Annotated in this window: 11 protein-coding genes and 1 tRNA gene; 10 read left to right on the forward strand and 2 right to left on the reverse strand. The window is 73.8% G+C overall.

Annotation, left to right across the window (positions count from 1 at the left end; all coding sequences use genetic code 11):
• Window positions 1-126: 126 nt before the first annotated feature.
• The 9 genes from GA0070213_RS05910 (at window position 127) to GA0070213_RS05950 (ending at window position 11,829) form a co-directional block, all read left to right on the forward strand.
• Window positions 127-582, forward strand: coding sequence for a UbiA prenyltransferase family protein (locus tag GA0070213_RS05910; RefSeq protein WP_245716277.1), 456 nt, complete (start codon window positions 127-129; stop codon window positions 580-582).
• Window positions 579-1,469 carry a sugar phosphate isomerase/epimerase family protein gene (locus tag GA0070213_RS05915; protein ID WP_091058657.1) on the forward strand — a complete coding sequence of 297 codons (891 nt, stop codon included), beginning with the start codon at window positions 579-581 and terminating at the stop codon, window positions 1,467-1,469. Before GA0070213_RS05910 ends, GA0070213_RS05915 begins: the two co-directional genes overlap by 4 nt.
• 35 nt (window positions 1,470-1,504) lie before the next feature.
• Window positions 1,505-2,107: an EboA domain-containing protein gene (locus GA0070213_RS05920; RefSeq protein ID WP_091058660.1), complete on the forward strand. Its 603-nt coding sequence runs from the start codon at window positions 1,505-1,507 to the stop codon at window positions 2,105-2,107.
• A gap of 1 nt (window position 2,108) precedes the next feature.
• Window positions 2,109-2,960, forward strand: a complete 852-nt coding sequence (locus tag GA0070213_RS05925; protein WP_091058663.1) for a TatD family hydrolase — start codon at window positions 2,109-2,111, stop codon at window positions 2,958-2,960.
• Window positions 2,960-4,147, forward strand: coding sequence for a metabolite traffic protein EboE (gene eboE / locus GA0070213_RS05930; RefSeq protein WP_091058666.1), 1,188 nt, complete (start codon window positions 2,960-2,962; stop codon window positions 4,145-4,147). Before GA0070213_RS05925 ends, eboE begins: the two co-directional genes overlap by 1 nt.
• Window positions 4,144-5,547 carry an alkaline phosphatase family protein gene (locus GA0070213_RS05935; RefSeq protein ID WP_091058670.1) on the forward strand — a complete coding sequence of 468 codons (1,404 nt, stop codon included), beginning with the start codon at window positions 4,144-4,146 and terminating at the stop codon, window positions 5,545-5,547. The genes eboE and GA0070213_RS05935 overlap by 4 nt, the downstream gene beginning before the upstream one ends.
• A 136-nt stretch (window positions 5,548-5,683) precedes the next feature.
• Window positions 5,684-8,521 carry a carbohydrate-binding protein gene (locus GA0070213_RS05940; RefSeq protein WP_091058673.1) on the forward strand — a complete coding sequence of 946 codons (2,838 nt, stop codon included), beginning with the start codon at window positions 5,684-5,686 and terminating at the stop codon, window positions 8,519-8,521.
• A gap of 20 nt (window positions 8,522-8,541) precedes the next feature.
• Window positions 8,542-10,644, forward strand: coding sequence for a ThuA domain-containing protein (locus GA0070213_RS05945; RefSeq protein ID WP_091058676.1), 2,103 nt, complete (start codon window positions 8,542-8,544; stop codon window positions 10,642-10,644).
• Between the two features lie 174 nt (window positions 10,645-10,818).
• Complete coding sequence (locus GA0070213_RS05950; RefSeq protein ID WP_091058679.1) at window positions 10,819-11,829, forward strand: sugar phosphate isomerase/epimerase family protein; 1,011 nt, start codon at window positions 10,819-10,821, stop codon at window positions 11,827-11,829.
• 467 nt (window positions 11,830-12,296) lie between these two features.
• Here GA0070213_RS05950 and GA0070213_RS05955 read toward each other — a convergent pair whose 3' ends face one another.
• Together GA0070213_RS05955 and GA0070213_RS05960 are read right to left on the reverse strand one after the other, a co-directional pair.
• The gene (locus GA0070213_RS05955; RefSeq protein ID WP_091058683.1) at window positions 12,297-13,481 is read right to left on the reverse strand and encodes an ROK family transcriptional regulator; all 1,185 of its coding nucleotides are present in this window, start codon (window positions 13,479-13,481) and stop codon (window positions 12,297-12,299) included.
• Between the two features lie 123 nt (window positions 13,482-13,604).
• Entirely contained in the window at window positions 13,605-13,982 is a 378-nt protein-coding gene (locus GA0070213_RS05960) for a hypothetical protein (protein WP_091058687.1), read from the reverse strand.
• Between the two features lie 194 nt (window positions 13,983-14,176).
• On the opposite strand from GA0070213_RS05960, the gene GA0070213_RS05965 reads away from it, so the two are divergent.
• Window positions 14,177-14,249: transfer RNA gene (locus GA0070213_RS05965), tRNA-Asn, on the forward strand.
• The last annotated feature ends 37 nt before the right edge of the window (window positions 14,250-14,286 follow it).

Consider the following 14,286-nt stretch of genomic DNA (forward strand, 5'->3'; position numbering starts at 1 on the left):
GGCGGGTCGGGCGGGGGGCGGTCTGGCGTCGGCCGCGGCCGGGGTGCGGGCGGGTCGGGCGGGGGGCGGTCTGGCGTCGGCCGCGGCCGGGGTGCCGGCGGGTCGGGCGGGGGCGTCGGACCGGCGTTGCTGCGGGCGTTGCCGGCCGCGCTGACCGTCGCCGCGCACACCTGGACCGTCACCGCGCTGTCCCGCCGCGAGGTGACCGGCGCGACCGACCGCCGGATGCCCGCCTTCACGCTCGCCGGCACCGCGCTGATCGCGCTCGCCGCCCCGGGCCGGCCGACCGTGTTAAGCGGGGCCCCCTCCTCTACCGAATGCGTTAAGAAGGGGCCCTTCCTTCGCCTCGTGCCGGGGGCGTTGGCGGCGGGGTACATGGTTCGGTACGGGCGGGCGCAGGCCCGGGTGCTCGCCGACCCGTCGCCGGCCCGGGTGCGGGCGGCGGTCGGCGCCGGCATCACCGGGCTGCCCGCGTTGCAGGGCGCGCTGACCGCCCGCGCCGGCGCCGGGCTGCTCGGCCTCGCGGTGGCCGGCGCCGCCCCGCTCGGCCGACGCCTGGCCCGGCTGGTCTCGCCGACATGACCACCGTGACGCCGGCCGCCGCGCCCCGCCGGCCCGCGACCGCGCCGGGCCGGCTGCGATTCGGGTACGGCACCAACGGCTTCGCCAACCACCGCCTCGACGACGCGCTCGGTGTGCTCGCCGACCTCGGGTACGAGGGGGTGGCGCTCACCCTGGACCACGACCACCTGGACCCGTTCGCTCCCGGGCTGGCCCGCCGGGTGGACGCCGTGCGCCGCCGGCTGAGCGCGCTGGGGCTGGCCGTGGTGGTCGAGACCGGGGCCCGCTACCTGCTCGACCCGTGGCACAAGCACGCCCCGACGCTGCTGCACGACGACCCGTCCCGGCGCATCGAGTTCCTCCGCCGGGCCGTCCGGATCGGGGCGGACCTGGGCGCCGAGGCGGTCTCCTTCTGGGCCGGCGTCCGACCGCCCGAGGTGCCCCCGGCGGTCGCGTGGGAGCGCCTGGTCGCCGGGTGCGCCACGGTCTGCGCCGAGGCGGCCGGCGTGCCGCTGGGCTTCGAACCCGAGCCGGGCATGCTGGTCGAGGACATCGCCGGCTGGCGGCGGCTGCGCGACGCGCTCGGCGCGCCGCCCGGCTTCGGCATCACCCTCGACATCGGACACTGCCGCTGCCTGGAGCCGCTGCCGGTGCCCGACTGCGTGACGGCGGTCGCCGAGCACCTGGTCAACGTGCAGATCGACGACATGCGCCGGGGCGTGCACGAGCACCTGGAGTTCGGCGCCGGGGAGATCGACTTCCCGCCGGTGCTGGCCGCCCTCGCCGACGCCGGCTACCCCGGCCTGGTGGCGGTGGAGCTGCCCCGGCACGCGCACGCCGCCCCGACCGTCGCCGCCCGCTCGCTCGACTTCCTGCGCGCCGCCGCCCGCCGCGGCGAGAGGCGGTGACCGACCACCTTCCACCACCGGCAGAGGGAGACGGCATGACACCCGACCGACTGCGCGCCGCGCTGCGGGGCGTACCCGATCCGCAGTGGCTGGACGCGGCACTGCGCCGCGTCGCGACCGAACCCGCGGCGATCCCGCGCTACTTCGCCGCCGCCGCCCGGCGGTGCGGACGCGGTCCGGTGCCCGACCCGCCCGGCTGGACCGTCGACGAGGCCGCCCGGGCGCTGCTGCTCACCGCGCTGCCCGGCGGTCACGCCACGGTCGCCGAGACGCTCTACCGGGAGGGCGACGCCGCGGAGAAGCGGGCCGTGCTGCGGGCCCTGCCGCTGCTGCCGATCGGGGCGGAGTGCGTGCCGCTGCTGCACGACGCGATCCGCACCAACGACACCCGGCTGGTCGCCGCCGCGCTCGGCCCCTACGCCCGGCACCTGGAGCAGCCGGCCTGGCGGCAGGCGGTGCTGAAGTGCGTCTTCGCCGGTGTGCCGCTGGCCGTGGTGGACGGCCTGCCCGACCGGGCCGACGGCGAGCTGGCGCAGATGCTCGCCGCGTACGCCGCCGAGCGGCACGCCGCCGGACGGGCCATGCCGGCCGACGCCACCGACCTGCTCGACCGGCTCACCACCACCACGGAGGCGTGACATGCGCATCTTCGACCCGCACATCCACATGACGTCCCGGACCACCGACGACTACGAGCGGATGGCCGCCGCCGGGGTGCGGGCGGTGGTCGAGCCGGCGTTCTGGCTGGGCCAGCCGCGTACCGGCGTGCAGAGCTTCGTCGACTACTTCGACTCGCTGATCGGCTGGGAGCCGTTCCGGGCCGGCCAGTTCGGCGTCCGGCACCACGCCACCGTGGCGCTGAACCCGAAGGAGGCCAACGACCCGCGCTGCCGCCCGGTGCTCGACGTGCTGCCCCGCTATCTGGACAAGGACGGCGTGGTGGCGGTCGGCGAGATCGGCTACGACGCGATGACGCCGGCCGAGGACGCCGCGCTGGCCGGGCAGCTCGCCCTGGCCGTCGCGCACGACCTGCCGGCCCTGGTGCACACCCCGCACCGGGACAAGGCGCGCGGCGTCGAACGCACCCTGGCGGTGGTCGCCGAGTCGGGCATCGCGCCCGGGCGGGTGCTGATCGACCACCTCAACGAGGTGACCGTGGACCTGGTCCGGGACACCGGCTGCTGGCTCGGCTTCTCGATCTATCCGGAGACCAAGATGTCGCCGCCGCGGATGGTCGAGCTGCTGAAGGCGTACGGGACGGAGCGGATGCTGGTCAACTCGGCCGCCGACTGGGGGCGCTCCGACCCGCTGCTCACCCGGGCCACCGGGGAGGCGATGCTGGACGCCGGGTTCGACGCCGACGACGTGGACCGGGTGCTGTGGCGCAACCCGGTGGAGTTCTACGGCCAGTCCGGCCGGCTCGACCTGACCGACCTGGAGGACCCGGCCGCCACCTTCGCCGGCAACTCGATCCTGCGGGGAGGCGCGTGATGCGGCTGCGCCACGCCGACGGCACCACCGTCCACCTCGGCTACTGCACCAACGTCCACCCGGCGGAGGACCTGCCGGGCATCCTCGCCCAACTCGACACCTACGCGGTGGCGGTCCGCCGGCGACTCGACACCGACCTGCTCGGGCTGGGGCTGTGGCTGGCCGCACCGGTGGCCGCCGCGCTCGCCGCCGACCCGGCGGCCCGCCGCCGGCTGCGCCACGAGCTGACCGTACGCGGGCTGGAGGTGGTCACGCTCAACGGCTTCCCGTACGCGGCGTTCCAGGCGCCGGTGGTCAAGGGCGCCGTCTACCGGCCGGACTGGACCACGCCGGAGCGCCTCGCGTACACAGTGGACCTGGCCCGCGTGCTCGCCGACCTGCTGCCCGACGACGCGGCCCGGGGTTCGATCTCGACGCTGCCGCTGGCCTGGCGCACGCCGTGGGACCCGGCGCGGGCCGACGTGGCCCGCCGCCGGCTCGACGCGTTGACCGCCGGGCTGGCCGCCGTCCGACGCGACACCGGCCGGACGGTCCGGGTGGGCTTCGAGCCGGAGCCCGGCTGCCTGGTCGAGTCGACCGGGCAGGCCGCCGCGACGCTGTCCGGCGTGGACCCGGAGTGGCTCGGGATCTGCCTGGACCTGGCGCACCTGGCGTGCGCCTGGGAGGAGCCGGCCGACGCGCTGGCCCGGCTGCGCGACGCCGGGCTGCCGGTGGTCAAGGTGCAGGTCTCGGCCGCCGTCGAGGCGCCCGACCCGGCCGGCGCGACCGGCGCGCTGCGCCGCTTCGTCGAGCCGAGGTTCCTGCACCAGACCCGGGCGGCGGGCTGCGCCGGCGCGGTCGACCCGGCCGACCCGGCGTGGGCGGCCGACGACCTGGACGCGGCGCTGGACGCGCGGCTGCCCGGGGCCTGGCGGGTGCACTACCACGTGCCGTTGCACGCGCCACCCGAGGAACCGTTGCGCTCGACCGTGCCGGTGCTGCGGGCCGCCCTCGCCGCGTTGTTCGCCGGACCGGCCGCCGGCTGCGACCACCTCGACGTGGAGACGTACACCTGGGGGGTGCTGCCGCAGGCGCGGCGGCCGCGCGGCGACGCGGAGCTGGCCGCCGGCATCGCCGCCGAACTGGCCTTCGCCCGCGACGAACTGGCCGCGCTCGGCGTGGCCGGCGGGGTGGGGGTGCCCTCATGAGCCGGCGGCTGGTGGTGCTGGACGTGGTGGGGCTGACGCCGCGGCTGCTGGCGCACATGCCGCGGCTGCGCGCGGTGGCCGAGGCCGGTTTCGCCGCCGAGCTGGGCACCGTGCTGCCGGCGGTGACCTGCTCGGCGCAGGCCACCTTCCTCACCGGCGAGCCGCCCGCCGGGCACGGCGTGGTGGGCAACGGCTGGTACTTCCGGGACCTCGGCGAGGTGCTGCTCTGGCGGCAGCACCACGCGCTGGTCGGCGGCGAGAAGGTGTGGCAGGCGGCCCGCCGGGTCGAGCCGGGCTACCGGGTGGCGAACGTCTGCTGGTGGTACGCGATGGGCGCGGACGTCGACTGGACGGTCACGCCGCGCCCGGTCTACCACGCGGACGGGCGCAAGGAGCCGGACTGCTGGACCGACCCGCCGGAGCTGCACGACACGCTCACCGACGCGCTCGGCACGTTTCCGCTGTTCAGCTACTGGGGGCCGGGCGCGGGGCTGCCGTCCTCGGCGTGGATCAGCCGGGCCGCGCAGCGGATCCTCGCCGACCACGCCCCGGACCTGACCCTGGTCTACCTGCCGCACCTCGACTACGACCTGCAACGCTTCGGCCCGTCCGCGCCGCGGGCCGCCGCCGCGGCGGCGGAGCTGGACGCGGTGCTCGGGCCGTTGCTGGACGCGGCGCGCGAGCGCGACGCCACGGTGGTGGCGCTGTCGGAGTACGGCATCACCGACGTGTCCCGCCCGGTGGACGTCAACCGGATGCTGCGCGCCGAGGGGCTGCTGCGGGTGCACACCCAGGCCGGAATGGAATACCTGGAGCCGTGGACGTCGCGGGCCTTCGCGGTGGCCGACCACCAGGTCGCGCACGTCTACGTGCGGGACCCGGCCGACGTGCCGGCGGTGGCGAAGCTCTGCGCCGCGCTACCGGGCGTGGCCGAGGTGCTGGACGCGACCGGGCAGGCCGGCTACGGGCTGGACCATGCCCGCTCCGGCGAGTTGGTGCTGGTGGCCGCGCCGGACGCCTGGTTCACCTACTACTACTGGCTCGACGACGCGCGGGCGCCCGACTTCGCCCGGCTGGTCGAGATCCATCGCAAGCCCGGCTACGACCCGGCCGAGCTGTTCTTCGACCCGGCCGCGCCGGGCGCGGCGAAGCGCCGGGCGGCGGTGGCGCTGGCCCGCAAGAAGCTCGGGATGCGCTACCTGATGAGCGTGGTGGGGCTGGACGCGGGCGCGCGGGCGGTCCGCGGCTCGCACGGGCGGCTGCCGGCCGACCCGGCGGACGGTCCGGTGCTGCTCTGTTCCGACCCGACGGCGGCCCGGGAGCGGGTCGCGGCGACCGAGGTGAAGGCGTTGCTACTCCACCTCGCCGGGCTAACTTTTGTCGATCTGCGTCAAAAGTAGTTTCCGATCGATCAGAAGCTATGGACATGCCGATCGAAAGGTCTTAATGTCGTGCCCAGCACCAGCTCCCCCCTTTCGGCATCCGGCGCGACGCGCGCCCGATCCTGGCTGCGCGCGTCAGGAAGGACTGCACGGCATGTCCAGCCACCCCCACCACCCACCCGCCCGACGACGACTGGCCGCCGGCGCGGCGCTGCTGCTCGCCGCCACCGCCGGCACGGTCACCCTGGCCACGACGCCCGTCCCGGCGTCCGCCCACCCCATCACGGCGAGCGACTTCCAGCAGGTCGAGCTGGCCCGCGGCGTCGCCGAGACCGGCGAACCGATGTCGCTCGCCGTGCTGCCCGACCGCTCGGTCCTGCACACCGCCCGCAACGGCACGCTGCGCCGCACCGACGCGGCCGGCGCCACCACGGTCGTCGGCACGCTGCCGGTCTACACCCACGACGAGGAGGGGTTGCAGGGCGTCGGCGTCGACCCCGGCTTCACCACCAACCGGCACATCTATCTCTACTACGCGCCGCCGCTCTCCACCCCGGCCGGGGACGCGCCGGCCACCGGCACCGACTTCTCCGCCTGGCAGGGCGTCAACCGGCTCTCCCGGTTCACGCTCAACGCCGACTTCACGCTCAACCAGTCCAGCAAGGTCGACGTGCTCGACGTGCCGGCCGACCGGGGGCTGTGCTGCCACGTCGGCGGCGACATCGACTTCGACGCCGCCGGCAACCTCTACCTCTCCACCGGCGACGACACCAACCCGTTCGACTCCGCCGGCTACGCCCCGATCGACGAGCGCACCAACCGCAACCCCGGATACGACGCGCAGCGCAGCGCCGGCAACACCAACGACCTGCGCGGCAAGATCCTGCGGATCAAGGTGAACGCCAACGGCACCTACTCGATCCCCAGCGGCAACCTGTTCGCGCCCGGCACCGCGAAGACCCGCCCCGAGATCTACGCGATGGGCTTCCGCAACCCGTTCCGGATGAGCGTCGACAAGGCCACCGGCGTCGTCTACGTCGGCGACTACGGGCCGGACGCCGGCACCACCTCGGCGCGCGGCCCGTCCGGGCAGGTCGAGTTCGACCGGGTCACCGGGCCGGGAAACTACGGCTGGCCGTACTGCACCGGCACCAACACCGCCACCGAGACGTACGCCGAGTGGGACTTCGCCACCGGCACCGCCGGCGCGAAGTTCAACTGCACCGGTGGACCGACCAACAACTCGTTCCGCAACACCGGCCTGACCACGCTGCCGGCCGCCAAGCCGGCCTGGATCCGCTACGCCGGCGACGCGGGCAGCCCGCCCGAGTTCGGCGGCGGCTCCGAGTCGCCGATGGGCGGCCCGGTCTACCGATACGACGCGGCCAACCCGTCCACCACCAAGTTCCCGCAGACCTTCGACGGGCAGTTCTTCGCCACCGAGTTCGGGCGCGGCTGGATCAAGCCGATCCACGTCAACGCGGACGGCTCACCCGGCACCATCGACGCGTTCCCGTGGACCGGCAAGCAGGTGATGGACTCCGCGTTCGGCCCGGACGGCGCCTACTACGTACTCGACTACGGCACCGGCTACTTCAACGGCGACGCCAACTCGGCGCTCTACCGCTTCGACTACCTGGGCGGCGGCAACCGCGCCCCGGTGGCCCGAGCCGCCGCCGACAAGACCTCCGGCGTCGCGCCGCTGACCGTGGCGTTCTCCTCGGCCGGCTCGTCCGACCCGGAGAGCGGCGCGCTCACCTACGCCTGGGCGTTCGGCGACGGCGGCACCTCCACCGCCGCCAACCCGTCGCACACCTACACCGCCGACGGCCGCTACACCGCCACGCTGACCGTCCGCGACCCGCAGGGCGCCACCGGCACCGCGAGCGTGACGATCACCGTCGGCAACACCGCGCCGACAGTGGTCATCGAGACGCCCGGCAACGGCAAGCTCTTCTCCTTCGGCGACACGGTCCCGTTCCGGATCACCGTCACCGACCCGGAGGACGCCACCATCGACTGCACCAAGGTCAAGATGACCTACGTGCTCGGCCACGACCAGCACGGCCACCAGATCACCTCGGCGACCGGCTGCACCGGCACGATCGCCATCCCCGTGGACGGCGAGCACGACGACGCGGCGAACATCTTCGCCATCTTCGACGCCGAGTACACCGACTCCGGCGGCCTCACCACCCACACCCAGCACACGCTCCAGCCCCGGCACCGGCAGGCCGAGCACTTCAAGACCTCGTCCGGGATCAACACGTTCGACAAGGGCACCGCCGAGGGTGGCAAGACCGTCGGCGACATCAACAACGGCGACTGGATCGCGTTCCAGCCCTACCTGCTCGCCGACGCCGCCGGGTTCAGCGCCCGGGTCTCCTCGGCCGGCGCGGGCGGCACGCTCCAGGTGCGGGCCGGCTCGGCCACCGGCACCGTGCTCGGCTCGGCCACCGTCCCGGTCACCGGCGCCTGGGACTCGTTCACCACGGTCACCGGCACCATCACCAACCCGCCGGCCGGCACCACCACGCTCTACCTGACGTTCGCCGGCGGCACCGGGGCGCTCTACGACCTGGACGCGTTCACGTTCACCACCTCGGCCGTCCGGACCGGGCCGGTGAAGGGACTGGCCGGCAAGTGCCTCGACGTACGCAACGCGGCGACCGCCGACGGCACCCAGATCCAGCTCTACACCTGCAACGGCACCGCCGCGCAGACCTGGACCGTGACGCCCAACTCGACGGTCAAGGCGTACGGCAAGTGCCTCGACGTCTCCGGCGGCGCGAGCGCGGACGGCACCAAGATCCAGCTCTACACGTGCAACGGCACCGGCGCGCAGACCTGGTCGGCGCAGGCCGACGGCACGGTGCGCAACCCGCAGTCCGGCAAGTGCCTGGACGTGTCCGGCAACAACTCGGCCGACAGCACGCCGGTGCACCTGTGGACCTGCACGGCCGCGGCCAACCAGAAGTGGACGCTGCCGTGAGGTGGGAAGGGAGAACGACGATGAGACTCCGCCGTATCGCGCTGGTGGCGATGACCGTCGTGGCCGCCACCAGCGCCGCCACCCCGGCGAGCGCCGCCGACGCCCCCTACGACGTGCTGGTCTTCTCCAAGACCGCGGGCTTCCGGCACGACTCCATCGCGGTCGGCACGCAGACCGTCCGCGACCTGGGCGCGGCGAACAACTTCACGGTCACCGCGACCGAGGACGCCACCCAGTTCACCACCGCCAACCTGTCCCGCTTCGAGGCGGTGATCTTCCTCAACACCACCGGCGACGTGCTCAACGCGACCCAGCAGGCCGCGTTCGAGAGCTACATCGGCGCCGGCGGCGGATACGTCGGCGTGCACTCCGCCGCCGACACCGAGTACGACTGGCCGTTCTACGGCAACCTGGTCGGCGCCTGGTTCGCGTCCCACCCGGCGATCCAGCCGGCCACCGTCAGGGTGGAGGACCGGGCGCACGCCGCCACCGCGCACCTGCCGCAACGCTGGAACCGCACCGACGAGTGGTACGACTACCGCACCAACGCCCGCTCCACCGCGCACGTGCTGGCCAGCCTCGACGAGTCCACCTACAGCGGGGGTTCGATGGGCGGCGACCACCCGCACGCCTGGTGCAAGTCCGTCAGCGGCGGCCGGTCCTTCTACACCGGCGGCGGACACACCCAGGCGTCGTACGCCGAGCCCGCGTTCCGCGCCCACCTGCTCGGCGGCATCCGCTACGCCGCCGGGCGCACGAAGGCCGACTGCCGGCCGGAGACCGGCTACACCGCGCTCTACGACGGCGGCACCACCGGCTGGTCGCAGGCCGGGCCGGGCAGCTTCACCAACTCGGACGCCACGCTCACCTCGGTCGGCGGCATGGGCCTCTACTGGTACAGCGCGAAGCAGTTCACCAACTACTCGCTCAAGCTGGACTGGCGGCTCGCCGGCGACGACAACTCCGGGGTGTTCGTCGGCTTCCCGCCGTCGAGCGACCCGAACTCGGCGGTGAACAACGGCTACGAGGTGCAGATCGACCCCACCGACTCGGCGGACAAGACCACCGGCGCGATCTACGGGTTCAAGTCCGCCGACCTGGCGGCCCGGGACGCGGCGCTGAACCCGGCGGGGGAGTGGAACACCTACGAGATCCTGGTCGAGGGCGAACGACTCCAGGTCTTCCTCAACGGCGTCCGGATCAACGACTTCACCAACACCGACCCGGTCCGGTCGCTCGCCGGGCACGTCGGCATCCAGAACCACGGCACCGGCGACGACGCCTCGTTCCGCAACATCCGGATCAAGGAACTGGGCGGCACCCCGCCCCCGCCCACCGGCAACACCACCGTGCAGGCCGAGTCGTTCAGCGCGGCCAGCGGCGTCAGCGCGTTCACCAAGGCCGGGGCCAACGGCGGACAGACCCTGGGGTACGTCGACCCGGGCGACTGGGCCGCGTACCAGGGCCTGGACCTGACCGGGGTGACGTCGCTGCGGGCCCGGGTGGTCTCGGGCGGGCCGGGCGGCACGATCCAGGTGCGCACCGGCTCACCCACCGGCCCGCTGCTCGGCCAGGTGGCGGTGCCGAACACCGGAAGCTGGACCACGTTCGCCGACGTCACCACCGCGCTGAGCGGGGTGCCGTCGGGGACGCAGACGGTCCACCTGACGTTCACCGGCAGCGGTTCCGGGCTGTTCGACGTCGACGACTTCACGCTGGTCCGGGGCGGTGGCGGCACCGGCGGCACCGGCCCGGTGAAGGGACTGGCCGGCAAGTGCCTCGACGTACGCAACGCGGCGACCGCCGACGGCACCCAGATCCAGCTCTACACCTGCAACTCGTTCACGGCGCAGACCTGGACGGTCACGCCGAACGGGCCGGTGAAGGCGCTGGGCAAGTGTCTCGACGTCAACGGCGGCGCCAACGCCGACGGCACGAAGATCCAGCTGTGGACGTGCAACGGCACCGGTGCGCAGACCTGGTCGGCGCAGGCCGACGGCACGGTGCGCAACCCGCAGTCGGGCAAGTGCCTGGACGTGTCCGGCAACAACTCGGCGGACGGCACGCCGGTGCACCTGTGGACCTGCACCGGCGCCGCCAACCAGCGCTGGACCCTGCCGTGAGGTAGGCCATAGAGTGGGGACGGCGACCGCGAGGTGGCCGGTGACCCGACGGGAGGCGCAACCCGTCGGGAGCAGACGCCCACGGCGTCCACCGGTGCCCGTCCGTCGCCGTCCCCCGGTCACCCTCGCCCCGGTCCGCAACGGAATCCCCCACCACGACAGGGGAGAAGGACAATGGCGCGACCCATCACGCTCTTCACCGGCCAGTGGGCCGATCTTCCGTTCGACGAGGTCTGCCGGCTCGCCGCCGAGTGGGGGTACGACGGCCTGGAGATCGCCTGTTGGGGCGACCACTTCGAGGTCGACAAGGCGCTCGCCGACGACTCCTACGTCGAGCGCAGGCGGGAGACGCTCGCCAAGCACAACCTCCAGGTCTTCACCATCTCCAACCACCTGGTCGGTCAGGCGGTCTGCGACCATCCGATCGACGAGCGGCACCAGGACATCCTGCCGGCCCGGATCTGGGGCGACGGCGAGCCGGAGGGGGTGCGCCGCCGGGCCGCCGAGGAGATGAAGGACACCGCGCGGGCGGCGGCGAAGCTCGGCGTCCGCACCGTGGTCGGCTTCACCGGCTCGTCCATCTGGCACACGCTGGCGATGTTCCCGCCGGTGCCGCCCGCCATGATCGAGCGCGGCTACCAGGACTTCGCCGACCGGTGGAACCCCATCCTGGACGTCTTCGACGAGGTGGGCGTGCGCTTCGCGCACGAGGTGCACCCCAGCGAGATCGCCTACGACTACTGGACCACGAAGCGCACGCTGGAGGCGATCGGCCACCGGGAGGCGTTCGGGCTCAACTGGGACCCGTCGCACTTCGTCTGGCAGGAGCTGGACCCGGTCAACTTCATCTTCGACTTCGCCGACCGGATCTACCACGTGGACTGCAAGGACGCGAAGGTCCGCACCGGCGACGGTCGGCGAGGTCGGCTCTCCTCCCACCTGCCCTGGGCCGACCTGCGACGCGGCTGGGACTTCGTCTCCACCGGCCACGGCGACGTGCCCTGGGAGGACTGCTTCCGGGCGTTGAACGCGATCGGCTACGACGGCCCGATCTCGATCGAGTGGGAGGACGCCGGCATGGACCGCCTGGTCGGCGCGCCGGAGGCGCTCCAGTTCGTCCGCCGCCTCGCCTTCGACGCCCCGAGCGCCGCCTTCGACGCCGCCTTCAGCAGCACCCGCGACTGACCGCCCACCCCGGCCGGCGCGCCCCCTCCGGCGCGCCGGTCACGGCAGCCCGGCGCGCCCCGGCCGGCGCGCCCCTCCGGTGCCATGACGTTCCACCGGTGGTCCGGTGGGGGCGTGGGTGGAACGGCATGGGGGTCTGAAGGCGTGATTGGCACCCATAGCGTTCCACTCACCAGCGGGGCGAGCCCTGTGAAGCGGACCGGCCGTGACCCACCTACGTCATCAGGTTCGTCGGCGCGCGAGACGCATGCGGTGCCGGGCGGCACTGCTGTCCCGGTAGGCGTGCCGACGCGCGGGGTGGGCCGCTGGGCAGGGCGTGGCATGGGCCTGCACGCCGCCGGCCCGCTTCGACCCGGCGAGCTGGGCGGGTCGAGCAGGGGGCGCCGACGGCCTGGCGACCGGACGGGTTCGGGTCGGCGGTTCGGCAACGGGCTGGTGGCCGCCGGCAGCTTGGGGGCAGGGAGCGGTCAGCGGGCGGCGTAGACCTGGTCGCTGACCAGGTGGGCGGCGCCGACGAGGGCGGCGCGGTCGTCCACGTCGGACAGGACGATCGGCATGCTGCCGGTGGCCAGCGGCGTGGATCGACGGTAGACCACGCCCCGGATCTCGGCGAGCAGGACCGGCCCGATGCCCGGCGCCGCGCCGCCGATGATCACGATGGCCGGGTTGACGAAGCTGACCAGGTTGACGAGCACCTGGCCGAGCCGGCGGGCGGCGTCGCGGACCAGCATCTGCGCCGCCGGGTCGCCCTCGGTCGCCGTCGCGGCGACGTCCGCCACGGTCAGCGCACCGGCCGCCGCGAGCCGGTCCGCCAGCGCCGTCGAGCGTCCGGCCCGTGCGGCCGTCGCCGCTTCCCGCACCAGGGCGGCGTCGCCGCAGTACGCCTCGACGCAGCCGGTGTTGCCGCAGCCGCAGAGCGGCCCGTCCTCGGTGAGCTGGAGGTGCCCGATGTCGCCGGCCCCGCTGGCCGCGCCCCGGTAGAGCGAGCCGCCGAGGACCAGCCCGCAGCCGACGGCGTCACCGAGCTTGACGTAGAGGAAGTCGTCGAACGGGCGGCCGGTGCCGGCGTGCCGCTCGCCGAGCGCCATGGCGTTCGCGTCGTTGTCGACCCGCACCGGGCAGCCCAGCTCGGCGGCGAGCGTGTCGCGTACCGGAAATCGGTGCCAGCCGGGCAGCGCGGGCGGTGAGACGGGCGAGCCGTCGCGGACCGCGACCGGCGCGGGCAGCGCCACGCCGACGCCGGTCAGCCGGGCCAGCCCGGCCTCGGCCCGCAGCTTGCCGAGCAGCTCGACCGCGCGGCCGACCACCGGTTCCGGGCCGAGCCGCACGTCGACCGGCTCGTCGAGGCGGGCGAGCGGGTTCAGCTCGCCGTCGGTGAGCGCGACCCGCAGCCGGCCGGCGCCGAGCGCGACCGCGCCGAAGCGCACCTGCGCGCCGATCCGCAGCAGCGACGAGCGGCGCCCGCCCCGGGACGCGGCCGGCCCGGCGGTCTCCACCAGGCCCAGCTCGGTCAGCCGATCCGCCTCGGCGGCGAACCGTGCCCGGGGCAGCCCGAGGACGTCCACCAGCTCCACCCGTGACCGGGGGCCGTCGTCGCGCAGCAGTCGCAGCAGCCGCGCCTGATCCCCGGTCTCCGGTCCGACCATCGCCATGTGATCGTCCACCTCCCCACCGGAGAATGTGCCACACCGCCGTCACGGCGGCGTGAACGCGTGGGGCGGGCACACGGGAGCGGGCCGGTCACCCGAAGGTGTCCGGCCCGCTGTCCGCTGATGTCAGAGGGTGCTGCTCGTGCCGTTCGGCTTGGTGCCGGTGGTGGTCGAGCCGGTCGTGCTCGTACCGGTGGTGCCGGTCTTGCTGCCGACGGCCGCCGGCGTGCCGGCGAACGGCTTGTCGGCGTCGGTCAGCCCTGACGTGCTGCCGTTGCCGGTCGAGATCTTCTCGCCGAGCTTGCTCTGCCCGAGCTTGTCCTTGCCCTCGGAGTAGAGCCGGGTCGCCTGGGCCTGCGCGACGCCCGCCGCCTCCTGGACGGTCGGGTGGTCGAGCACCTTACGCCCGCGGACCACCAGCTCCTCGTACTTCTCCCGGCCGGCACGGGCGCCCAGGACGAATCCCGCTGCCAGCCCGCCAAGAAACATGATCTTTCCGCGCATGGCGGCTCCTTCCGTCCCTGAACTCTGTTGGTGGCTAACTACCCATCCTCCTCTCGGCTCATGCCTCCCTGTGCCGAGATGACGATTTATCCCGATTCCGAGGGCCCGGCAACCCACTGGCGCACCACCCCCCGATGTCCTGTATTCTTTTCCCGTCGCACGGCACGGGGAGATCCGAGCCGAGCGGTGCACGATCCCCTGTAGCTCAATTGGCAGAGCAGCCGGCTGTTAACCGGCAGGTTATTGGTTCGAGTCCAATCGGGGGAGCTTCGCTCCACCACACGCCCGTCGGCCCCGCCGGCGG

The sequence above is a fragment of the Micromonospora humi genome (genome assembly GCF_900090105.1).
In the GTDB taxonomy this organism is placed as follows: domain Bacteria; phylum Actinomycetota; class Actinomycetes; order Mycobacteriales; family Micromonosporaceae; genus Micromonospora; species Micromonospora humi.